This is a genomic window from Ruegeria sp. BF8, from assembly GCF_056538625.1.
On sequence record NZ_JBQFTL010000004.1, the window covers coordinates 209,155 to 231,689 of the forward strand.

Here is a 22,535-nt window from a genome sequence, read left to right on the forward strand (position 1 = left end):
TTTTGCTTCTGGCCCTGTTTACTGTCCAAACCCGCAAAGCCCAATGCGGAAGTTGCCTGCCGATGCGGCGCTGGCGTCACAGCTTGCGGGCCACCAGATAGCGCGAGGGCGGTTTTGCCGGGAAGTTCCCGCTTTCGATAATCTCGAACCCGGCCTTTTCAATGGCGGTTTCCAGCGTCTTGATGTCGAATTGACTGACGAATGGCGCCTTGCCCAAAAGCTGCATGATCGGCAGCAGCAGCTTGAGCAAGCCGAACTTGAACCCCAATCCACCCTGGGCAAGACAGGGCGTTTTTGAAATGAACAGACCGCCGGGTTTCAACACCTCATGAACCCCGGCCAGCGTCGCCTCCAGATCCCGGATCAGGTGCAGCAGATTGAACGCCATCACCACATCATAGGCCCAATTCGGGGGGCGGTTCGCGTCGGCCTCGACAAAGACGACGTTTTCGATCTGCTCCTCTTGTGCCAACCTGCGGCCCACGGCCAACATGCCCGGAGAGACATCGCTCGCCGTGATCGTATCCGCATGGCCGGACAGCCGCAGCGCGGTGCGCCCGGTTCCGCAGCCCAGTTCCAGCACCTGGTCGGTTGGCTTCAAATAGGACACCGTGCGTTGCAACGTGTGCTCGTAGGACTCGATGTCCCGGATCGGGGATTTCGCGTATTTCTCGGCGATTCCGTCCCAGAATTTGGCTGTGGCGGTCATGTCGGCTCTCCTTTGAGCGCAAGCTAGTGATACGCGTTTCAAAGGTGAATTGCCGAAATTCGCAGAATCCTTATACATTCTTGCATGGATGATCCGCGCAAATTCGACTGGAACCATATCCGCGCCTTTCTGGCCACGGCCGAGACCGGCTCGCTTTCGGCGGCGGCACGGCGATTGGACCAGACGCAACCGACCCTCAGCCGCCAGATCGCCGCGCTTGAATCCGACCTGGGCGTGATGCTGTTCGAACGGGTCGGCCGATCACTTCAGATCACCACCGCCGGGATCGAGCTGTTGGAGCACACCCGGACCATGGGCGCCGCCGCAGATCGCATTGCGCTGGCCGCGTCCGGTCAGGCGCAGTCGATCGAGGGGCAGGTGCGGATCACCGCAAGCGACGTGATGTCGGCCTATATCCTGCCGGACCTGCTGCGCGAGATCCGCGCGCAGGCTCCGAAACTGCGGATCGACGTGATCGCCGCGAACGACATTCGCGATCTGATGCGGCGCGAGGCGGATATCGCCATCCGCCATGTCCGCCCCGACCAGCCCGACCTGATCGCAAAACTGGTGCAGGAGGCTGACGGGCATTTCTATGCCGCCACCGCCTACCTGAACCGCGCTGGACGCCCCAAGTCCCTGTCGGACCTGTCCCGGCACGAGTTCATCAGTTTCGGCGACACCGCGCAGATGATCGCCTATTTCGAACCGATCGGGCTGCGCCTGACCGAAGAAAACTTCCGCCTGGGGTCGCAGAACGGCATCGTCTCGTGGGAGTTTGCCCGGCAGGGCTTTGGCATCGCGCCCATGTCCGAGCCGGTGGGCGATGCCACTTCGGGTATGGAGCGGGTCCTTCCCGAAATGGAGCCGCTACGGTTCCCGATCTGGCTGACCACCCACCGCGAGCTGCATACCAGCCGGCGCATCCGGCTAGTCTTTGACCTGCTGGCAGAGTTCTTCGCAAAATGAAACACGCGCGCCATTGGCGCGCGTGCCACTTCGGGTTGAAGCCGCTTCAACCGCGCAGAACGCCGCCGGTTGCCTTGGTGACCTTGGCGATGATCTTTTCGGCCACCGCCTCGATGTCTTTTTCCTTCAGCGTGCTGTCGGTCGGCTGCAGACGCACGGTGATGGCCAGAGATTTCTTGCCCTCACCCAGGCTGCCGCCGATAAATTCATCGAATACGCGCACCTCTTCGATCAGTGCCTTGTCGGCCCCGGCGGCGGCATTCACCAGCGTCAGCGCCTCGACATCGGCATCGACGACAAAGGCAAAGTCACGCTCAACCGCCTGCAGGTCACGCAGCTCCAGCGCCGAGCGGGTGGTGCCGGATTTGCGCGGCAGCGGCACCTCGTCCGGCCAGATGGTGAAGGCCACGGCCGGGCCCTTGATGTCCAGCTGCTGCAGCACGCGTGGGTGCAGTTCGCCGAACACGCCCAGCACCTTTTTGGGGCCCAGGCAGATCTTGCCGTGACGGCCCGGATGCCACCAGGCGTCGCCGTCGCGCAGGATCTGCACCTTGGCGGGGGCCCCGATGGCGGTCAGCACGGCCTCGGCATCGGCCTTGGCGTCGAACACGTCGACTGAGCGAGCGGCGCCGTGCACATCCTTGGGACCGGTCCGCCCGACCAGAAGGCCTGCGATCTGGGTGCGTTGCTCGCCGGGTTCCCCGTCATGAAAGACCGGGCCGACCTCGAACAGGGCCAGATCGGCAAAGCCGCGCGCCTGGTTGCGCGCCGCGGCCTGCAACAGGCCGGGCAACAGGTCGGGGCGCATGTGGCTCATCTCGGACGAGATCGGGTTTTCCAGCATCGTCGCGTCATCGCCGCCACCGAACAGCGCGGCCGAGGCTTGATCGATGAAAGTGTAGCTGACGCATTCATTGTACCCCAGCGCCGCGCAGTTGCGCCGCGCCATCGACTGACGCCGCTGGGCCGGGGTCATGACCGGCTTGGGAATACCATCCGTGACACGCGGCAGCGGCTTGCCCTGCAGCTTGGTCAGCGAGGCGATGCGGGCGACCTCCTCGACCAGATCGGCCTCGCCCTGGATGTCGGGGCGCCAACTGGGCACATGGGCCATGTCGCCTTCCAGACGGAAACCCAGCCGGGTCAGGGTCTGGCGCTGCTCGCTTTCGGGGATGTCCATGCCCACCAGCGACTGCACCCGCGCCGCATCCAGCCGATAGGCGCGCGAATGGTCCGGCGCTTTGCCGGCCTCGACCACCTTGGAAACCTCGCCGCCGCAGATATCCAGGATCATTTGGGTTGCGTGCTCCAACCCTTCCAGCGTGTATTCCGGATCGACTCCACGCTCGAACCGGTAACGCGCGTCCGAGTTGATCTTGAGCGCGCGCCCCGCCAACGCGATCTGGACATGATCCCAGAAGGCGCTTTCCAAAAACACGTTCACCGTATCCTCGGTACAGCCGGTCTCTTGCCCGCCCATGATGCCGGCGATGGATTCCGGGCCGTTGTCGTCGGAAATCACCATCATGCCGGGCTGCAGCGTGTATTCCTTTTCATCCAGCGCCACCAGTTTCTCACCGCCCTTGGCGCGGTGCACCCGCAGGTTGCCCTTGACCTTGTCGGCGTCAAAGACGTGCAGCGGGCGGTTGCTGTCGAAGGTCATGTAGTTGGTGATATCCACCAGGGCCGAGATCGGACGCAGGCCGATCGCCTTCAGCTGATCCTGCAGCCATTGCGGGCTGGGGCCGTTCTTGACGCCGCGGATCAGGCGGCCGGTGAAATGCGGGCAGCCATCCAGCGTGTCGTCGTCGATCGTCACCTTGATCGGGCTTTCGAAATCCCCCGGCACCGGGGCATAGTCGCGCTGCTTCAGCGTGCCCAGACCCCGCGCCGCCAGATCGCGCGCGATGCCTGCAACGCCCAGCGCATCGGGGCGGTTGGGAGTGATGGCGATCTCGATCACCGGGTCGATCTTGGCGGGGTCGTTCTCGGCCAGCCAGTCGACGAACCGCTGGCCCACCTCGCCCGAGGGCAGCTCGATGATGCCGTCATGTTCGTCCGACAGTTCCAGCTCGCGCTCGGACGCCATCATGCCAAAGCTTTCGACGCCGCGGATCTTGCCAACGCTGATCGTCAGATCCAGACCGGGGATATACATGCCCGGCTTGCAGACTACGACGGTGATGCCCTCGCGCGCGTTGGGGGCGCCGCAGATGATCTGCAACTCGCCCTCGTCAGTGTCCACCTTGCAGACGCGCAGCTTGTCTGCATCGGGGTGTTTCTCGGCATGTTTCACATAGCCCAGGGTAAAATCCTTGAGCTTGTCGGCCGGGTTGATGACCTCTTCGACCTCGAGCCCGAGATCGGTCAGCGCCTCGGCGATCTCATCAACCGAGGCGTCGGTGTCCAGGTGGTCTTTCAGCCAGGAGAGGGTGAATTTCATTTCTGTTTTCCTGTCCGGTTAGGCGGGCCAGCCCGCCGAATTCTCTTGGGCAGCAGGGCAAGCCCCACGCTATTTCATCGTGACAAGCCACCATGCAGGTTCGGCATATCCAACGCCGCAAACCCATAGTGCCGCAGCCAGCGCAGGTCGCTGTCAAAGAACGCCCGCAAATCCGGGATGCCGTATTTCAGCATCGCCAGACGATCGATGCCGATGCCGAAGGCAAAGCCCTGATAGACCTCGGGGTCGATCCCGCCGGCGGCGATCACCTTGGGGTGGACCATGCCGCTGCCCAGAATCTCCATCCAGTCGTCGCCCTCGCCGATCTTCAGCTGGCCGCCTTCCCAAGAACAGCGGATATCGACCTCGGCCGAGGGTTCGGTGAACGGGAAATGCGAGGCGCGGAAGCGCAGTTCGACGTCGTCGACCTCGAAGAACGCCTTGACGAATTCCTCCAGCACCCATTTCAGGTTCGCCATCGAGATATCCTTGTCGATGGCCAGGCCTTCGACCTGGTGGAACATCGGCGTGTGGGTCTGGTCATAGTCGGCGCGATAGACACCGCCCGGACAGATCACGCGGATCGGCGCGCCCTGCTTTTCCATCGAGCGGATCTGAACCGGCGAGGTATGGGTGCGCAGCACATGCGGCGGGCGATTGTCGCCCGGCGCGCGGTGCATGTAGAACGTGTCCATCTCGGCCCGCGCGGGGTGGTGGCCGGGGATGTTCAGCGCGTCGAAATTGTACCAATCTGTCTCGATCCGCGGACCTTCGGCGACGGAAAAGCCCAGTTCGGCAAAGATCGCGGTCAGTTCCTCGGTCGCCTGGCTGACCGGGTGGATCGAGCCTTGGCGGCGCGGGCGCGCGGGCAGGGTCACGTCCAGCCACTCGGTCCGCAGACGTTCGTCCAGCGCGGCATCGGCCAATGCGGCCTTCTTGGCGGCCAGCGCCGAATTGATCTCGTCCTTCAGCGCGTTCAGCGCGGGGCCGGCGACCTGGCGTTCCTCGGGCGTCATCTTGCCCAGTTCGCGCATCTTCAGCGCCACTTCGCCCTTTTTGCCCACCGCGGCCACGCGGATCGCTTCCAGCGTGCTTTCGTCGCCTGCGTCAGCGATCTGACCCAGGTATTTTGCCTTAAGATCGTCCATGACGGTCCCCTGAATTCTGTTGCTGTCCTGCTATCACAGCAGCGCGCGAAAGCAAGAGGGCCGGGCCGCGCGATCAGGTCGCGCGCAGAACCGCTGCCTGTCGATCACACCGGACCGGGCGGATCGTGGGGCCATAGCCCTGCGGATGGGTCTGCAGTTCGGGGAACAGCGCAAACAGTTCGCGCGCGGCCTCCTGCTCCAGCCCCGAGAGCGCCTCCTGCCCCGGAAAGAAGCTCTCGGACACAAGACCTGAAGTGGTGACCAGCTGGTGCTGGTCGAAGAACAGGTGGACATAGCGGACAATGTCACAGGGCTGCACGGTGACGGTATCGCCGTAGACCAGCGATTTGGCGGGGACCAGAACCTCATCCTCGCCGAACAGAAGCTGGGCTTGCCAGCCTCCGACCAGAATGCGGTGCTGGGGCGAGACCAGAATGTCTGTCTTGGCGCCCAGAACACCCGCGCGGATGCGCACCGGCGCGAAACGACCCACGCCGCGCACCGTGCGGCCGCCGATCCAGCGCACCCGGCAGGGGCCGTCATCGACGGTCAGGACCGTATCGCCGGGCTGCAGCGTCTCGATCCGGCGCGGCCCCTCGGGGGTATCCACCAGGGTTCCGGCCGTGAAACAGGCGGCCCCGGTATCCCCGGGCGACAAGGGGCCATAGGTCAGCGTGTCAGGATCGGGTTGATTGAACTGCAGGGTCGTCGTGGTCTGGTTCGGCCCGACCAGCACCGGCAGGTTGACCGAGGTTTCCCCGGCCGCCAACCCATCGACCGCGACGATGTTCTGCGTGCCGCCACCGATGTCGTAGAAATCTATTACCTCACCCGTGGCGGTGTTGGTCAGCGCATAGGCTTCGTAATTGGTTGGGCCGCCACCATCCGGATCGGTCAGGAAGATCGGAAAATCATCGGCCGAGATGACATAGACGATCTCGTTGTTGTCGGGGTCGACGGTGACCTGAACGGAGGGATCGTTGAGTGGGATCTCGATCCCAACCTGCCCGTTCGCCTGATAGAAGGACACGGTGAAATCCGCCGGATCTTCGCCGGGGCGAAGGGACACCTCCAAGAATTCGGACACGCCCGAATTCGCGGCATAGGCATTGGAATAATGCAACTCACTGATACGCGCCATGAAAGCACCACGACCGGAAAACCTGACCCGAATGTATCGCGCAAACGCCGCCGCCGAACAAGGCGCGATCCGGGAATGTGGCTAACAGGCCCCTAATTGCAACAGGTCGCGGTCAGTAGCTGTATTCGGGGTAGATCCGCGTCAGATCGCCCTGCCAGTCGCCGTGGTAATGCTCCAGCAGCTCGTCGGCCGGCACCTTGCCGGACTGGATGCTTTCCTTAAGCGCGTTCAGGAAATGGGTCTCGTCCGGGACCAGCCCGCCTGCACCCGGCCGCGCCCGCGCCTTCAGGCCGGACTCGGCGATGGCCACCACCTCGCGCGCCAGATCGTGCATGTTGATACCGCCGACCTGCGCCTGCAGCCCGTCCCGGGCCGCGGCGACGCGCAACCCCTCGCGGGTTTCGGCGTCCCAGCCCTTGACCAGATCCCATGCGGCATCCAGCGCGGACTGGTCATAGGTCAGCCCTACCCAGAAGGCGGGCAGCGCGCACAGACGGCGCCACGGGCCGCCGTCGGCCCCGCGCATTTCCATGAATTTCTTGATCCGCGCCTCGGGGAAGGCGGTGGTCAGGTGATCGGCCCAATCCGAAAGCGTCGGCGTCTCGCCCGGCAGCGCGGGCAGCTTGCCCTGCAGAAAATCTCGGAACGACATGCCCAGGGCGTCGATATACTTTCCGTCGCGATAGACGAAATACATCGGCACATCCAAAGCGTACTCGACATAGCGCTCGAACCCGAAGCCGTCCTCGAACACGAAGGGCAGCATGCCGGTGCGCGCGTCATCCAGATGCCGCCAGATGTAGCTGCGCCAGCTTTTGTGGCCGTTGGGCTTGCCCTCGAAGAAGGGCGAGTTGGCAAACAGCGCGGTCGCCACCGGCTGCAGGGCCAGCGCCACGCGCAGCTTCTGCACCATGTCCGCCTCGGACCCGAAATCGATGTTGACCTGAACCGTGCAGGTCCGGCGCATCATGGCGCGGCCCATGTCGCCGACCTTTTCCATGTAGTCATTCATCAGGACATACCGGCCCTTGGGCATCAGCGGCATGTCCTCGTGCTTCCAGATCGGTGCGGCGCCCAGCCCGATGAAGCCTACGCCGATCTTATCGGCGATGTCCTTCACGTCGCGCAGATGCGCGTTCACCTCGTCGCAGGTCTCGTGGATGGTCTCCAGCGGAGCGCCTGACAGCTCCAGCTGCCCGCCCGGTTCCAACGAGACGTTGGCCCCGTCCTTTTCCAGCCCGATCAGCTTGCCCGCCTCTTCCACGGGGGTCCAGCCATGCCCGTCGCGCAGCCCCTGCAGTACCGCCAGGATCGAGCGTTCGCCTTCGTAGGGCAGCGGCTTCAGCGTGTCCTTGCAATAGCCGAATTTCTCGTGCTCGGTCCCGATGCGCCATTCGCTTTTGGGTTTGCAGCCATCGGCCAGGTATTCGGCCAGTTGTTCGTGGCGTTCGATCGGTCCGCCGCCGGACTGAGGAATGGACATGAACCGTGCTCCGATCCTGAAGTGTCGAGTCGTGGGGGTCAGTGGTGGTCGCAATCTCCCCCGGTGTCAATGCACCGTCAATTCAACCGGATGTGTGCCGGGCGCGAGGGGTGGCGTTCCCAGATGACCACCGGATGCGACGCCCCGCCCTTGAGTTCCGACAGCATCCGCTCGGTCCGCAGCCCCGGCAGGGCCGAGAACACATCGAACAACGCCTCGGCGCCCTCGGCATTCACGGGAATGTGAAGCGGCGGCTGGCCGGGCTGCTGCAGCACCCAATGCGCGGGGCTGGCGGTAGGGTCCAGAGTCAGGCTCTCGATTTCGCGAGTGGCGACGATGCCACCGTCCAGCGGCCCCAGATAGGCGATCTGTCCTTCATCCACCGACACCACGCCCGGCCCGCCCGCGCCCAGCCGGAACCGCGCGCGCTGTACGCCGATCACGGCCAGCGCGACCGAGACCAGCACAAGCACCCAGCCCAGCCAGCCCAGCAACCCGCCCGGACCGCCGATCCAGCTGAGGCCAAGGATCAGAACGAACCCGGCGGCCAGCACCTCGCGCCAGCGCCACAGGGCCAGTTTGGCTTCGGGTCGGATGAAACTCATGACGCGGCCTCCATCTGATCGCTGAACAGGACCAGTGAAAAGGTCCCGGCAGGGGCAAACCCAATCGCAACATAAGCACGCACGGCGGCGTTTGAAGCCGCGAACAGAACGGCCCTGCGCACTCCGGCGGCCCGCGCTTCGGCCAGATGCAGGGCGACGGCGGTGCGGGCATAGCCTCGCCCGCGCAGCGCGGGCGGCGTAAACACGCCGCCGATCTGGACGATCTCGGGCAACGTGGCATTGAAGCCCGTCATGCTGACGGGGTGGCCGTCGACCATCAACAGCCGGTGCGAGTCGCGCTGAATATATCCGTCGATGTCTTTCTGCGCAGCCTTGCGGGCCATGCCCGGGTCGGTGCCCAAAGATTCCAAGTGATAGGCCTCGCGCCAGCGGATCAGCAGGCTGCGGTCGCCGTCAGACAGAGGCACCAGCCTTGCGTTTTCCGTTGGTGGAACGATCAGGTCGCGCAAGTCCAGCGCAAAAGAGGGCTCGTCCCGGTCCAGACGGGCGGCGCGGTCCTGCCATCCGGCTTGTCGCAGAAACCGGCGGGCTTGCGTGGCCTCGCCCGCCAACCCAATGACCGTGCGGCCCCGGATCAGGTCCGCTGCCTCGGACAGGCCGGCCTCGGGCAGATCCGGGCACTGCGGCAGGATCATGCCTTCGTTGGTGATTCCGAACACGCCGCGCAGCGGGTCGCCCAGCATCCACATGCTCATCGCGCGCGGCGCGGGTGCGTTCAGGCCAAACTCTCGCAGGTTGGCCAGCGCGAACATCGAGCTTTGCACATGGTCCAGAAGAAACCGTTCAATCGCCGGAATGTCCTGTTGCTGCGCCAGCCGCCACATCAGGACCAGTCCCCTAGCGCCTGCTGCCACAGGGTCATCGCGGCCACCGCCGCCGTGTCTGCCCGCAAGATGCGCGGCCCCAGGCTGACCACATGCGTGAACGGCAGATCCTTCAACCGCTGGCGCTCGGCATCGGAGAACCCGCCCTCCGGGCCGATCAGAATGGCCCACGGCCGGCTCTTGGCCTGTTCGGCCAGGCGCAGGGCCGACCCGGCTTCGGCCTCATCGCAGAACATCAGTTGGCGGCCGTCGGGCCAGTTGTCCAACAGCTTGTCCAGCCGCTGCAGGTCGCAGACCTCGGGCACGAAGGTGCCGCCGCATTGCTCGGCCGCCTCGACCGCATGGGCCTGCAGCCGGTCCTGGCGGATGCGTTCGGAATTGGTGAAGGCAGTCTGCACCGGCATGATCTTGGCGGCCCCCATCTCGGCGGCCTTTTCGACGATGAAATCGGTCCGCGCCTTCTTGATCGGGGCAAACAGCAGCCACAGGTCCGGCGGCAGTTGCAGTGGCCGGGTCTGTTCAAGACAGCTCAGAACACCGCCCCGCTTGCCCCACTCGGCCACCTCCGCCAACCACTCGCCATCGCGGCCGTTGAACAGGGCCACCTGCCCGCCCACGGCCAGACGCATCACGCCGAACAGGTAATGGGCCTGCTCGCGCGTCAAAGGAACCGATTGCCCCGCACCCAAAGGGTGATCTACATACAGCCTGATCTTCGCACTCATGAGACCCTACATATGCAAGGCAATGCCCCAACACCAGACGGTCAGGTCGCCGACGCCGTTACCGGCAACTGGGTCGATACCCGCGCCCCGGCCTTTGCCCGCCCCTATCTGCGGCTGTCGCGCGCGGACCGGCCGATCGGGACGTGGCTGCTGCTGATTCCGTGCTGGTGGGGCCTGGCGCTGGCGATTCTGCATGACGGTCAGCCGCGCTGGGGCGATCTGTGGATTGCCGTTGGGTGCGCGGCCGGGGCCTTTCTGATGCGTGGCGCTGGTTGCACCTGGAATGACATCACCGACCGCAAGTTCGACGCGCAGGTCGCCCGTACGCGCTCGCGGCCCATCCCCTCGGGTCAGGTCAGCGTTCGGCAGGCGTTGATCTGGATGGGCCTACAGTGCCTTCTGGCGCTGGCGATCCTGCTGACCTTCAACCAGGCGGCCATCGCGATGGGCGTCCTGTCGCTGCTGCCGGTGACGATCTATCCCTATGCCAAGCGCTTCACCTGGTGGCCGCAGGTGTTTCTGGGGCTGGCCTTCAACTGGGGCGCCCTGCTGGCCTGGGCGGCGCATCGCGGCACGGTCGAATGGCCCGCGATCCTGCTGTACCTGTCCGGCATCGCCTGGACGCTGTTCTACGACACGATCTATGCCCACCAAGACGCCGAGGATGACGAGCTGATCGGCATCAAGTCCACCGCGCGTCTGTTCGGGACCGACACCGCGAAATGGCTGAAGTATTTCCTTGTGGCGACCGTGGCGCTGATGGGGCTGGCCATCGTCGAGGCCGCGCTGCCCAATTCCAGCGTGCTGGCACTGGTCGTGGCCATCGGTGGACCTTGGGCAATGGGGTGGCACATGGCGTGGCAACTGCGCGGGCTGGACATCGAAGACAACGCGAAACTGCTGCAGCTGTTTCGCGCCAACCGGGATACCGGCCTTATTCCGCTCATCTTCCTTTGCGTCGCATTGCTCCTCTGATTGCACCTCGGTACCGGTGCCTGTAAGAGTCCCGCCCAATGGCCCGAGGAGATAAGAAACCGCTCATGCGCTTGCCGTATTTCCTGACATCAGCCCTGATCTTTGTCGTGTCGGCGGGGGTCTGTCTGCTGGCCGCCGGATTCGCGGTGACCAAGATCGAAGAAACCTCGGAAACTGCCGTTCGAAATGCTTTGAGCATGCAGGGCCACGAGTGGGCCGAAGTGCAGGCGGATGGGCTGCGCGTTGTGCTGACCGGTACTGCCCCGGACGAGGCCACCCGATTCAACGCGCTGACCGCGGCCGGTACACAGGTCGACACCTCTCGGGTGATCGACGAGATGGACATTGCCCCGACGGCTGACCTGACTCCGCCCAAATTCTCGGCTGAAATCCTCCGGAACGACAGCGGCATTTCCGTGATCGGGTTGGTTCCGGCCAGCGTGGATCGCAATGCACTGATGGCCCGGCTGCAGAAGCTGGACCCCCAGGCGCGGGTGTCGGACCTGCTGGAAACCGCAGACTACAAGAAACCCAAAGGCTGGGACGACGCGATATCCTACGCCATCCTTGCCCTGTCCAAGCTGCCGCGAGCCAAGGTTTCCGCCAGTCCCGACCTGGTTAAGATCACTGCCATCGCTGACAGCCAGCAGGAAAAAGAACGGCTGGAACAAGAGCTGACACGCGCCGCGCCGCCCAGCTTGCGCATCGGTCTGGCGATTTCGGCACCGCGCCCGGTGATCACTCCGTTCACATTGCGCTATCTGATTTCGGAAGATGGCGGACAGTTCGACGCCTGTTCGGCACAGGATGAAAAGGCGCGCGACACCATTGTTGCCGCCGCGCAGGATGCCGGGCTGTCAGGGCCCTATACCTGCACGATCGGCCTGGGTGTGCCATCGCCCCGATGGGCGCAGGCCGCTGAACTGAGTATCCGGGCTCTGTCCGAGATCGGGCAAGGTTCCGTCACGATGTCGGATGCCGACATCACGCTGATTGCTGAACCGAACACCAGCCCGGCCACCTTCGACAAGGTCGTGGGCGAGTTGGAAAACGCCCTGCCCGAAGTGTTTGCCCTGCACGCGGTTCTGCCTGAACCCGAAAACAACGAACAGGCCGGACCTGTGGAATTCACCGCCACCCGCAGCCCGGAAGGTCTGGTACAACTGCGCGGCCGTCTGGGCGACGATTTGCAGCGTGACATGATCGACAGCTACGCCCGGGCTGCCTTCGGATCCGATCAGGTTCACAGTGCCGCCCGCGTAGTCGACCAGATGCCGCAGGACTGGCCCGTACGCGTTCTGGCGGGGCTGGAATCCCTGTCCTGGCTGAACAACGGCGTGCTGACCGTAACGCCCGACAAGGTCGAGTTGACAGGCGTCAGCCATGATGAAGACGCCAAGGCACAGATCGCGGGCCTGCTGTCCGACAAGCTGGGCGATGCGCAGGACTTTGACCTGTCGATCACCTATCAGCCCCCGCCCGAACCCGAAGACGCGCTGCCAGACCCCGAGCAGTGCGAAAGTCGCATCGCCGAGGTTCAGGAAACCCGCAAAATCACGTTCGAGCCCGGATCGGCTACGGTTTCATCAGAGTCCCGCGACAGTCTGAACCAGATTGCCGAGATCCTGCGCGAATGTGGACCGATCCGGATTGAAATCCAGGGTCATACCGACAGCCAGGGCCGTGAAGAGATGAACCAGCAACTGAGCCAGTCACGCGCCCAGTCCATCCTGAACGAATTGCGCGCCCGTCGGGTGCCGACCAAAAGCTACTCGGCCGCAGGATATGGTGAGACGCAGCCGATTGCAGACAATGACACCGAAGACGGGCGCGAGAAAAACCGGCGCATCGAATTCCGGCTGATCCGGCCCGAGCCGGTCGCCAATCAGGAAACCGGTCTGGAAGCATTGGAGACCCAGACAAGCGCAACCGAACCTGCGCCAACAGAAGAAGAAGCATCCGAAACGGATGCAGGGGACCAGTAAGTTGAACAGAACCGAATTCATCATCGCCACCGCCGTCATCCTGTTCGCCGCCTTCTGCATGGGCTGGTTCGCCAACTGGCTGGTGCACCGCCTGTCGCGCGTGCGCCAATCCGACGTGGCCGATCTGGACCGCATGAGCCAGGAGCTGCACGAGGCCGAGGAAACCCGTGATCAGGCGATCACCTATCTGCAGCAGCGCGAGGCCGAGCTGACCAACCAGCTGACCCAAACCGAGGCCGAGCTGGCCGCGGCTATGGACGGGCTGCGCGCCGCCCGTCAGGAAGCCGAGGAATTGCGCGGCCGGATCAACAACGCCGACTGAGCGCCTACCAGCGCGACAGCGCGTCCTCGTCCTCGTCCTTGGCGGCAACCCACTCCGCGCCCAAACCTGTGATTTCCTTCTTCCAGAACGGGGCGCGGGATTTCAGGTAATCCATCAGGTATTCAGCGGCCTCGAACGCATCTTTGCGGTGCGGGGCTGCCGTTGCGACCATCATGATCCGGTCACCTGGGGCCAGCCGCCCATGGCGATGGATCACCAGCACGTCACCCAGCGACCACCGGCTCTTGGCTTCCTCGGCGATCTTGGCGATGGCGCGTTCGGTCATGCCGGGATAATGCTCGATCTCCATGTAGGCCAGATCGGTCTGCGCCAGATCGCGCACGACGCCGGTAAAGGTGACGATAGCGCCATTGGCCGTGTCACCTGCGGCAAAGGCATTGGCCTCGGCCCCCAGATCGAACGGCTCTTGCTGGACGGAGATCCGCATTGCCTTATCCGCCGGTCATGGGCGGGAAAAAGGCCACTTCGCGGACGCCGGCCAGCGGCGCGTCGAAATCCGACAGCTCCTGATCCAGCGCGACCCGCAGGGCGGAGATGTCGGCAAAGGCCGCGGCATAGCGGTCTTCGCGGGCGCTGAGTTCCGCCACCAGATCGGAGACCGTGGCCGCAGTGGTTTCGACCTTTTCCTTCGGCACGCCGATCCGCTCGCGGACCCAGGCGAAATACAGGACATCCATGCGTCAGCCCTCCTTCAGATGGGGCATGGCTTTACGTAGGTAGTCGTAGCCGGTGATCAATGTCAGCGTCGCCGCGATCCACAGCAGCCACAACCCGATGCGGCCCGACCAGAACATGCCATCCAGCTTCCATTGCAGGCCCGAGATGTCCTCGACCTGGCCCGACAGGATCTGGTCGATCAGCGCGGCATCCATGCCGAAGGTGGACATGACGAAATAGTGCTCGAATATGCCCTGCGAAAACAGCACGGCGATCGCCACCATCTGCGCGGTCGTCTTCCATTTGGCCAACTTGGTAACCTTGAGCGTTCCGGCCACGTCGCCCAGATACTCGCGCAGGCCCGAGACGAAGACCTCGCGGAACAGGATCACGGTGGCGGGCAGCACCAGCCAGGGCGTCCAGTGCTCAGTCGAATAGCCGACCAAGATCATCAGCGCGATCACCACCATCGCCTTGTCGGCGATCGGGTCCAGCATCGCGCCCATCTTGGTTTCCTGCTTCCACGCGCGCGCCAGATAGCCGTCGAACCAATCGGTTATGGCCGCCGACAGGAACAGGATCAGCGCGAACCAATCCGCGTAGGGCCGTGTGAAATACAGAAACATCACCGCCAGGCCGGGCGCGGCCAGTAGGCGCAGCAAAGTCAGAATATTCGGCAGGTTCCACTTCATGCGCTGGACCCTACAACCATGGCCGGGAACAGAAAAGACGGCACGACAAAAAACTGCCAAGAACACAGGTGTTTGGACCACGACAGGTCAGACCGTCGCAGGCGGAGGATCGACGACCGTTTCCCCCTTGGCGCGGCGCGAAGAACGGGTCAGGTTGCGCGGGTATCGGCACATCAGGAAAGATCCGCCCCGTGACCTCACATATCAGAACCGATGCGCGCGCCAATCTGATCGGCAGCGCCTGGATGATCGCGGCCATGGCCGGGTTCGCCCTGGAGGACGCGCTGTTGAAAAGTGCCGCCAAGGTGCTGCCCATCTGGCAGGTTCTGGTGCTGTTCGGACTGGGCGGGGCGTTGATTTTCGCCGGGGTCGCGTTGATTCAGGGGCGGCGGTTGCTGCACCCCGATGTCCTGTCCAAGCCGATGAAGATCCGAGTGCTGTTCGAAGTCTTCGGCCGCCTGTTCTATGTGCTGGCCATCGCCCTGACGCCGCTGTCCTCGGCCACAGTGATCCTGCAGGCCACGCCGCTGGTCGTGGTGGCGGGTGCCGCGCTGTTTTTCGGGGAAACCGTCGGCTGGCGGCGCTGGAGTGCCATTCTGGTCGGACTGATCGGAGTGGTGATCATCATCCAGCCGACCGGAGACAGTTTCTCGGCCCTGTCCATTCTTGCGGTACTGGGAATGCTGGGCTTTGCGGGCCGCGATCTGGCCAGCCGCGCCGCCCCCGCCACTTTGGGCACCACCGTTCTTGGGTTTTATGGCTTTCTGTCAATTGTCGTCGCCGGTGGACTGTACCGGGCTTTCGAAGGCGCCGCCGCGGTGCCGGTGGACGCCCGAGCCGCCCTGCACCTGACTGGAGCCGTGGTGATGGGCGCGGTGGCCTATTCTTCGCTGATGCTGGCAATGCGGACGGGTGAAGTGTCGGCCGTAACTCCGTTTCGCTATGCCCGCCTTCTGTTCGGCATCGGGCTGGGCGTACTGATATTCGACGAGCATCTGGACCAGACCATGTGGCTGGGCAGCGCGCTGATCGTGGCGTCGGGGCTTTACATCCTGTGGCGCGGGCGCCAGCGGCCTCAGCCCTTTTCGTGAAAGAAATCATAGACCTTCTGCGCCAGACCGGCCGAGATCCCGTCCACGGCCTTCAGATCCGCCAGATTGGCACGGCTGACCGCCTTTGCGCTGCCGAAATGCGCCAGCAGGGCGCGTTTGCGGGACGCGCCTACGCCGGGGATTTCATCCAGAGGCGTCGCTCCCATCGCCTTGGCCCGTTTGGCGCGGTGGGTACCGATAGCAAAGCGGTGCGCCTCGTCCCGTAGCCGCTGAATAAAATACAGCACCGGGTCGTTACGCTTCAGGGCAAAGGGGCGCTGGCCGATGCGGTGGAACTCTTCCTTGCCGTGGTCCCGATCGACGCCCTTGGCCACACCGACCATCGGGATGTCCTCGACCCCGTGCGACTGCATGATCTCGTGCACGGCGCTCACCTGCCCCGCGCCCCCGTCGATCAGCAGCAGATCGGGCCACAGGCCCTTGTCGCGGTCGGGGTCCTCTTTCAGCAGGCGGGTGAAGCGTCGGGTCAGCACCTCTTTCATCATGCCGAAATCGTCGCCCGGCGTCAGGTCGTCGCCGCGGATGTTGAACTTGCGATAGGCGTTCTTCATGAACCCCTCGGGCCCGGCCACGATCATCGCACCCACCGCGTTGGTGCCCTGGATATGCGAGTTGTCATAGACCTCGATCCGGTTCGGCGGCGAGTCCAGATCGAAGGCCTCGGCCAGGCCGCGCAGCAGCTTGGCCTGCGTCGCGCTTTCCGACATGCGGCGCGCCAGCGCCTCGCGCGCGTTTCGCAGCGCGCCCGAGACCAGCTCGAGCTTTTCGCCCCGCTGCGGCACCAATATCTCGACCTTGCGACCGGCCTTTTCCGACAGGGCCTGCTGCATCAGGTCGGCGTTCTCGATCGCGTCCGACAGGATCAGTTGACGCGGCGGTTCCTTGTTGTCGTAGAACTGGCCCAGAAAGGCCTCCATCACCTCGGCCGGCGAGACGTCGGGACCGACCCGCGGATAGAAATCGCGGTTGCCCCAGTTCTGGTTGGCGCGGATGAAGAACACCTGAACACAGGCCTGACCGCTGTCCATGTAGAGGCCAATCACATCCGCTTCGGCCACCCCGCGCGGGTTGATGCCCTGCGCCGTCTGCACCTGCGTCAGCGCGCGGATCCGGTCGCGCAGGGCGGCGGCGCGCTCGAACTCCATCGCGTCCGAAGCCTCCTGCATCTGCGCGGCCAGTTCCTCTTGGATTCGGGTCGAGCGTCCGGACAGGAACCGCTCGGCGTCGCGCACGCTTTCGGCATAGTCGGCCTGCGAAATCATGCCCACGCACGGCCCCGAGCAGCGCTTGATCTGATAGAGCAGGCAGGGCCGGGTGCGACTGTCGAACATCGAATCCGAGCAGTTGCGCAGCAGAAACGCCTTCTGCAGCTGGTTCAGCGTGCGGTTCACCGCGCCCGCACTGGCGAAGGGGCCGAAATAGGCACCTTTGTCTTTCTTGGCCCCACGATGCTTCTTGATCTGCGGAAATGGATGGTCCTTGGCCACCAGAATGTTGGGAAAGCTTTTGTCGTCGCGCAGCAGCACGTTGTACTTGGGCTTGAGCTGCTTGATCAGGTTCTGCTCCAGCAGCAGCGCCTCGGTCTCGGTCCGAGTGGTCAGGAACATCATCGACGCGGTCGAGGCGATCATCCGCTCGATCCGGCCGGAATGTCCCGGACGGGTGTAGTTCGACACCCGGGCCCGCAGGTTGCGCGCCTTGCCGACATACAGAACCCGGCTGTCCGCATCCAGCATCCGATAGACACCCGGCGAACTGTCCAGCGTCTTCACGTATTTCTGGATGCAGGCATAGCCGGTCGGCTGAGGCTGGGATTGAGGGGCGCTGTCGGCGGTCATGAGGGAGAGATACGATTCTCTGACCGTGGCTGCAATCTTGCGCGCCTCAGATCAAGAGAAAACAAATCCACGATTCTTGTGGATAACTGTGCGGACAACTTTCCCTGCACCGTGATTTTTCCTTGAATCCTTGTGTTTTCACTGCGTTGCACAATAAATAGGCACAAATTCAATGCATTGATTCTAAACGATATTTTTATTCTCGTTTTACAAGTGTATGAAAAAAAAGACATTTTTGTAACGAACCTGTAACAGGATCGAGAGCGGTGCAAAACTTGCAGGGGCAATACCTATTCAAGGCCCACTACATCAGGCGTTTGCCAGCCCAGATGCTGGCCGCCATCAACGCACAAAAGCTGGCCCGTGACCGCATGCGCGTCCAGAAAATACCCAAGGGCCGCGTTGATATCCGACGGGTTTGCACCGCGTTCCAAGACCGTGTTTTCGCGTTGGGTCTTGAAGTGCTGGGGACTTTGCCGATGTCCCTGCAGGGTTGGACCCGGCCCAATGGCATTGACGCGAATGGCCGGCGTCAGTGCCTGGGCCGCCGTCCGGGTCAATGCCCATAGCCCCATCTTGGCGATGGTGTAGGACATGAACTCAGGCGTCAGTTTGCGCACCCGCATGTCGACCATATTCACGATCAAGCCGGTCGCGACGGGTTCGTCATTCTCATCCATCTCGGGTTCCAGACCCTGGCTTGCCATGGCCTGCGTCAGCACGAAGGGCGCGCGCAGGTTGCTGTCCATGTGGCGATCCCAGCTTTGCCGGGTGGCAGTGCGGATGTTGTCGTATTCGAAGATCGACGCATTGTTGACCAGACAGGTGATCGGACCGCCCAGCGCCTCGGCCGCGCGCGGCAAAAGGGTCTGCACCTGATCCTCGTCCAGCAGATCGGCCTGCAGCGCCACGGCATTGCGGCCCATCGACTGGATCTCGGACACGGTCTCGGCAGCGGCAGCGCCCGAGGTTGCGTGATGCACGGCAACGTCCATGCCACGTTTCGCCAGATACAACGCCATGGCCCGCCCCAGTCGAATGCCGGCGCCGGTCACCAGTGCTCGGGTCATGAAGGGGCTCCTTTCAGTCAGATCAGGCCAACAAGATCACGACGTATGTGACGTAAAGCAGTGTCAATATGAACCCCCAGACCCGGGTGATGTCTTGCTTGAAGAAAACGAACGGGATCAGCAGCAAGGACGAGCCCAGCATGACCCAAAGATCGAATTGCAGGAATTCGGGGTCCACGGGGATGCGCCCGAACAGCGTGGCGATACCGACAATGCCCAGAAGGTTGAACATGTTCGAACCGATGACGTTGCCCAGAGCAACATCGGCCTGCCGGCGCAACGCGGCCATGACGGTGGTCGCCAGTTCGGGAAGCGAGGTTCCGACCGCGACCAGCGTCAACCCGATCACCGTTTCACTGACCCCGTAGGTCCGCGCAATGATGGTCGCGTTGTCGACCAGAAGGTGCGCGCCCATCGGCAGGCCAATCAGCCCCAGCACCAGATACAGCGACACCTTCCAGTACGGCATGTCCGGGTCGGCCTCTTCCAGCGTTTCCAGGTCCTGCTCTTCCGAGCAGGAGTTGCGATGCGCGTGCGCTTCTCGGAAGGCGTTGAGCAGGATCAGAGCCAATCCCGCCAGCAGGATTGCCCCGCTGAACAGGTTGAATTCCCCGCAAAAGGCCAAACCGATGAACAGAACCGAGGCCAGCAACATGAAGATGTAGTTTCTGCGCGTGTTGCATTCGCTGCTGTGGATCGTGGCCAGCAAGGCCGGCAAACCCAAGACCAGCAGGATGTTGGCCGTGTTCGAACCGACGACATTGCCCAACGCGATACCGGGCGCATTTTCCTCGATGGCCTTGATGGCAATCAGAAGCTCAGGCGCCGAGGTACCGAAGGCCACGATCGTCAGGCTGACGATTAGGGCGGGAACACCCAGACGCAGGCTGAGATTCACCGCACCCCGCACCAGCGCGTCACCGGCCAACAGCAGGATCAACAAGCCAAGACCGGAAAGCAGCCAGGCCGTCATCGACGCCCTCCTTGCTCACATTTGCAGGGGCCCTTGCCGATCCGGAATCGACCGCAGCGCGGACATTTCGCGGAGTTCAATCGCTGTTGGCCGGGAAAGCGCAGCTTTCCGAACATCGCCAGGACCCCCATGGCAACCAGAAACAGAATGACGACCTTGACGATCACGTCACATACCAAAGCGCGCGTAGGCCGCGCGCTCCTCGAGCAGGGAAATGGCGTCCTGCGCCATGTCCGTTCCGAACCGCGACCAGATCGGTCGGCGCAACCCGTAGCGCCGGAATTTGACCTTGTCGCCAAACACTTCCTGCATCCTTGGCTTCAGATGCGCGATGCCGTCGATCAGCCCAAGTTCATGCGCACGCCGCGCCAGCCAGATTTCACCGGTAAACAGATCGGCGGCCTCGTCCAAGCGACTGCCGCGCCGAGCTTTCACATAGGCAATGAAATTCTGGTGGATGTCCTCCAAAAGCCCCTTGAGACGCGCGACATCCTCTTCTTTCTCCGGAGAGAACGGGTCCAGCATCGATTTGGATTTCCCGGCGGTGTGCACGCGCCGCTCAATCCCCTGACGGGCCAGAAAAACATGGGCTCCGAACCCCGAGGAGATGACCCCGATCGACCCCAGAACCGAGCTGTCATCCGCCCAGATCTCGTCCGCCGAAGCCGCAAGCCAATAACCACCCGAGGCCGCCACGTCCTCGACAAAGGCATGGACTGGCACCTTGAACTCGTCGGCCAACCGTCGGATCCGCGCACCGATCAGCGAGCTTTGCACCGGCGATCCGCCCGGCGAATTGATCTCGAGCGCGACGGCGGCAGGTTTTCCCTTGCGGAAGGCTTTTTCCAGAACCGGTGCCAAAGAGGCATCGTTCAGCGAGGCTCGGCCAGCCATTCCAATGGCTCCGGACAGGCGAACGACAGCCACGGTTGGCTGCTTGTTGAGAAACGGCAGGCTGAGTTTCATGGGTGCCGATGTAGAGTGCGCCCGCCCCTTAAACAAGGGACCCCACCTGCCATGAACGTGACGTGAACCAAAATCCTGTTCAGCCACGGCAAAAATGCAACGCCCTAGCTGCGGATGCGCCACCCGGTTTTGAAGATCCAACCGATGACCGCCAGGCAGAAGCCGGTAAAGGCCAGGATCGCCAGAAGGCTAAGCAGAATGGGCACGTCCGAAAGCCCGTAAAACGACCAGCGAAAGCCCGAGATCAAATAGACCACCGGGTTGAACAACGAGATCGTCTGCCACACCGGCGGCAGCATCGAAATCGAGTAGAACGTGCCGCCCAGAAAGATCAGAGGCGTCACAACCAGCTGCGGTACCAACGACATCTGTTCGAAATTGCTGGCCCAGATCCCGATGATGAAGCCCAGCAGGGAAAAGCTGAGGCAGGACAGGATCAGAAAGGCGGCCATCGCGAAGGGGTGCTCGATGCGGATGTCCACGAAGAACGTGGCGGTGGTCAGGATCACCAATCCCACGAACAACGCCTTGGTCGCGGCGGCGCCCACATAGCCGATCACGATCTCGATGAAATTCACCGGAGCCGAGAGCAGTTCGTAGATCGTGCCCAGGAACTTGGGGAAATAGATGCCAAAGGACGCGTTCGAGATCGACAGCATCACCACCGACAGCATGATCAGCCCCGGCACGATGAAGGCGCCGTAGGAGACGCCCTCGACCTCCTGGATGCGACTGCCGATGGCGGTGCCGAACACCACGAAGTACAGCGAGGTCGACAGCACCGGCGACAGGAAGCTCTGCGCGAGGGTGCGGAAGAACCGGGCCATTTCGAACCGGTAGATGGCGGCGATGGCGGACCAGTTCATGCGGCATCTCCGGACACGAGATTGACGAAAATCTCTTCCAGGCTCGATTGCCGGGTCTGAACGTCACGCAGCACCAGCCCCGCCTCGGCCACGTCATTCAGCAAAGTGGTGATGCCAGTGCGATCGGCATTGGTGTCGTAAGTATAGATCAGCGCATCGCCCTGCCCGTTCAGCACCAGATTGTGGTGGGCCAGACTGCCGGGAATGTCCGAGATCGTGCGGGTCAGCATGACCTCGATCTGCTTCTTGCCCATCTGCGCCATCAAGGTGTTTTTGTCCTGCACCAGCATCAGTTCGCCCTTGTCGATCACACCGATCCGGTCGGCGATGGCTTCGGCCTCTTCGATGTAGTGGGTGGTCAGAATGATGGTGACACCGGCAGCCTTCAACTCGTCGACGATGGCCCACATGTCCTTGCGCAGTTCGACATCCACACCGGCGGTGGGTTCATCCAGAAACAGCACCCGCGGCTCGTGCGCCAGCGCCTTGGCGATTAGCACCCGCCGCTTCATGCCGCCCGACAGTTCCTTGATCGCGTTCTTGCGCTTGTCCCACAGCGACAGCTTGCGCAGGATCTCCTCGATCCGCGCGCTGTCCTGCCCATAGCCGAACAGACCGCGCGAAAACCGTACGGTGTTCCAGACCTTCTCGAACGGCTCCAGCGCAATTTCCTGCGGCACGAGGCCGATCATGCGCCGGGCTGCACGAAAGTCCGTGAGGATGTCGTGCCCCCCTACTGTGACGGTCCCAGACGTGGGCGTGGTAATCCCGCAAACCGTCGAGATCAGGGTTGTCTTTCCCGCCCCGTTCGGGCCGAGCAGGGCCAGGATCTCGCCCTCTTCGATGTCCAGCGATACGCCTTTCAGCGCTTCGAACCCGCCGGCATAGGTTTTGCGCAGATCCTTGATCGAAAGAATTGTCGTCATGCGTTTTCCCAGTTCTGGCCGGGACAGTATCGCGCCAGAGGATTGCCGAACAGACCAAATTCGC

The 22,535-nt window shown here is 63.0% G+C and carries 22 protein-coding genes; 5 read left to right on the plus strand and 17 right to left on the minus strand.

Features of this window, described 5'->3' with window-relative positions; translation table 11 throughout:
- Positions 1 to 76 precede the first annotated feature (76 nt).
- Complete coding sequence (locus ACR0LD_RS14690; RefSeq protein ID WP_170359999.1) at positions 77 to 709, minus strand: class I SAM-dependent methyltransferase; 633 nt, start codon at positions 707 to 709, stop codon at positions 77 to 79.
- Between the two features lie 84 nt (positions 710 to 793).
- On the opposite strand from ACR0LD_RS14690, the gene ACR0LD_RS14695 reads away from it, so the two are divergent.
- Positions 794 to 1,678, plus strand: coding sequence for a LysR family transcriptional regulator (locus ACR0LD_RS14695; RefSeq protein WP_480637624.1), 885 nt, complete (start codon positions 794 to 796; stop codon positions 1,676 to 1,678).
- Between the two features lie 46 nt (positions 1,679 to 1,724).
- Here ACR0LD_RS14695 and pheT read toward each other — a convergent pair whose 3' ends face one another.
- From pheT to ACR0LD_RS14730, 7 genes are all read right to left on the minus strand, one after another.
- Positions 1,725 to 4,121 (minus strand): phenylalanine--tRNA ligase subunit beta, encoded by a 2,397-nt coding sequence (gene pheT, locus ACR0LD_RS14700; protein WP_480637626.1) that lies wholly within the window; start codon positions 4,119 to 4,121, stop codon positions 1,725 to 1,727.
- A gap of 74 nt (positions 4,122 to 4,195) precedes the next feature.
- Positions 4,196 to 5,269: a phenylalanine--tRNA ligase subunit alpha gene (gene pheS / locus ACR0LD_RS14705; protein WP_093963563.1), complete on the minus strand. Its 1,074-nt coding sequence runs from the start codon at positions 5,267 to 5,269 to the stop codon at positions 4,196 to 4,198.
- A gap of 73 nt (positions 5,270 to 5,342) precedes the next feature.
- Positions 5,343 to 6,410 carry a Hint domain-containing protein gene (locus ACR0LD_RS14710; protein WP_480637628.1) on the minus strand — a complete coding sequence of 356 codons (1,068 nt, stop codon included), beginning with the start codon at positions 6,408 to 6,410 and terminating at the stop codon, positions 5,343 to 5,345.
- A 112-nt stretch (positions 6,411 to 6,522) separates the two neighbouring features.
- Entirely contained in the window at positions 6,523 to 7,893 is a 1,371-nt protein-coding gene (locus ACR0LD_RS14715; protein ID WP_170342329.1) for a glutamate--cysteine ligase, read from the minus strand.
- 77 nt (positions 7,894 to 7,970) lie between these two features.
- On the minus strand, positions 7,971 to 8,498 hold the full coding sequence (locus tag ACR0LD_RS14720) for a hypothetical protein (protein ID WP_170343048.1): 528 nt from the start codon (positions 8,496 to 8,498) through the stop codon (positions 7,971 to 7,973).
- Complete coding sequence (locus ACR0LD_RS14725; protein ID WP_480637631.1) at positions 8,495 to 9,343, minus strand: GNAT family N-acetyltransferase; 849 nt, start codon at positions 9,341 to 9,343, stop codon at positions 8,495 to 8,497. Before ACR0LD_RS14725 ends, ACR0LD_RS14720 begins: the two co-directional genes overlap by 4 nt.
- Positions 9,343 to 10,068 (minus strand): 16S rRNA (uracil(1498)-N(3))-methyltransferase, encoded by a 726-nt coding sequence (locus ACR0LD_RS14730; RefSeq protein WP_480637633.1) that lies wholly within the window; start codon positions 10,066 to 10,068, stop codon positions 9,343 to 9,345. The genes ACR0LD_RS14725 and ACR0LD_RS14730 overlap by 1 nt, the downstream gene beginning before the upstream one ends.
- Positions 10,069 to 10,080: 12 nt before the next feature.
- On the opposite strand from ACR0LD_RS14730, the gene ubiA reads away from it, so the two are divergent.
- From ubiA to ACR0LD_RS14745, 3 genes are all read left to right on the plus strand, one after another.
- Positions 10,081 to 11,043 (plus strand): 4-hydroxybenzoate octaprenyltransferase, encoded by a 963-nt coding sequence (gene ubiA, locus ACR0LD_RS14735; RefSeq protein WP_480637635.1) that lies wholly within the window; start codon positions 10,081 to 10,083, stop codon positions 11,041 to 11,043.
- Between the two features lie 65 nt (positions 11,044 to 11,108).
- On the plus strand, positions 11,109 to 13,028 hold the full coding sequence (locus ACR0LD_RS14740) for an OmpA family protein (protein ID WP_170359987.1): 1,920 nt from the start codon (positions 11,109 to 11,111) through the stop codon (positions 13,026 to 13,028).
- A gap of 1 nt (position 13,029) precedes the next feature.
- Entirely contained in the window at positions 13,030 to 13,350 is a 321-nt protein-coding gene (locus ACR0LD_RS14745; protein ID WP_093963571.1) for a hypothetical protein, read from the plus strand.
- A gap of 4 nt (positions 13,351 to 13,354) precedes the next feature.
- Here ACR0LD_RS14745 and ACR0LD_RS14750 read toward each other — a convergent pair whose 3' ends face one another.
- The 3 genes from ACR0LD_RS14750 to pgsA are packed head-to-tail and all read right to left on the minus strand — an operon-like array spanning position 13,355 to position 14,720.
- Complete coding sequence (locus ACR0LD_RS14750) at positions 13,355 to 13,798, minus strand: molybdenum cofactor biosynthesis protein MoaE (RefSeq protein WP_480637638.1); 444 nt, start codon at positions 13,796 to 13,798, stop codon at positions 13,355 to 13,357.
- A gap of 4 nt (positions 13,799 to 13,802) precedes the next feature.
- Complete coding sequence (moaD, locus tag ACR0LD_RS14755) at positions 13,803 to 14,048, minus strand: molybdopterin converting factor subunit 1 (RefSeq protein WP_170359984.1); 246 nt, start codon at positions 14,046 to 14,048, stop codon at positions 13,803 to 13,805.
- Positions 14,049 to 14,051: 3 nt separating this feature from the next.
- Positions 14,052 to 14,720: a CDP-diacylglycerol--glycerol-3-phosphate 3-phosphatidyltransferase gene (gene pgsA, locus ACR0LD_RS14760; RefSeq protein WP_170342342.1), complete on the minus strand. Its 669-nt coding sequence runs from the start codon at positions 14,718 to 14,720 to the stop codon at positions 14,052 to 14,054.
- Positions 14,721 to 14,911: 191 nt separating this feature from the next.
- Between pgsA and ACR0LD_RS14765 the strand changes: the two genes are divergently transcribed.
- Positions 14,912 to 15,811 carry a DMT family transporter gene (locus tag ACR0LD_RS14765; protein ID WP_480637640.1) on the plus strand — a complete coding sequence of 300 codons (900 nt, stop codon included), beginning with the start codon at positions 14,912 to 14,914 and terminating at the stop codon, positions 15,809 to 15,811.
- Here ACR0LD_RS14765 and uvrC read toward each other — a convergent pair.
- The 6 genes from uvrC to ACR0LD_RS14795 form a co-directional block, all read right to left on the minus strand.
- A complete protein-coding gene (gene uvrC / locus ACR0LD_RS14770; RefSeq protein ID WP_480637641.1) occupies positions 15,796 to 17,670 on the minus strand; it encodes an excinuclease ABC subunit UvrC in 1,875 nt (624 codons plus the stop codon). The genes ACR0LD_RS14765 and uvrC overlap by 16 nt on opposite strands.
- A 290-nt stretch (positions 17,671 to 17,960) precedes the next feature.
- A complete protein-coding gene (locus ACR0LD_RS14775; protein WP_170342348.1) occupies positions 17,961 to 18,740 on the minus strand; it encodes an SDR family oxidoreductase in 780 nt (259 codons plus the stop codon).
- Between the two features lie 22 nt (positions 18,741 to 18,762).
- The gene (locus tag ACR0LD_RS14780; RefSeq protein ID WP_170342350.1) at positions 18,763 to 19,713 is read right to left on the minus strand and encodes a calcium/sodium antiporter; all 951 of its coding nucleotides are present in this window, start codon (positions 19,711 to 19,713) and stop codon (positions 18,763 to 18,765) included.
- 168 nt (positions 19,714 to 19,881) lie between these two features.
- The gene (locus ACR0LD_RS14785) at positions 19,882 to 20,679 is read right to left on the minus strand and encodes a S49 family peptidase (protein WP_170342352.1); all 798 of its coding nucleotides are present in this window, start codon (positions 20,677 to 20,679) and stop codon (positions 19,882 to 19,884) included.
- 104 nt (positions 20,680 to 20,783) lie between these two features.
- Positions 20,784 to 21,545: an ABC transporter permease gene (locus ACR0LD_RS14790; protein WP_093963579.1), complete on the minus strand. Its 762-nt coding sequence runs from the start codon at positions 21,543 to 21,545 to the stop codon at positions 20,784 to 20,786.
- On the minus strand, positions 21,542 to 22,471 hold the full coding sequence (locus tag ACR0LD_RS14795) for an ABC transporter ATP-binding protein (protein WP_170343068.1): 930 nt from the start codon (positions 22,469 to 22,471) through the stop codon (positions 21,542 to 21,544). The genes ACR0LD_RS14790 and ACR0LD_RS14795 overlap by 4 nt, the downstream gene beginning before the upstream one ends.
- Between the last annotated feature and the right edge of the window lie 64 nt (positions 22,472 to 22,535).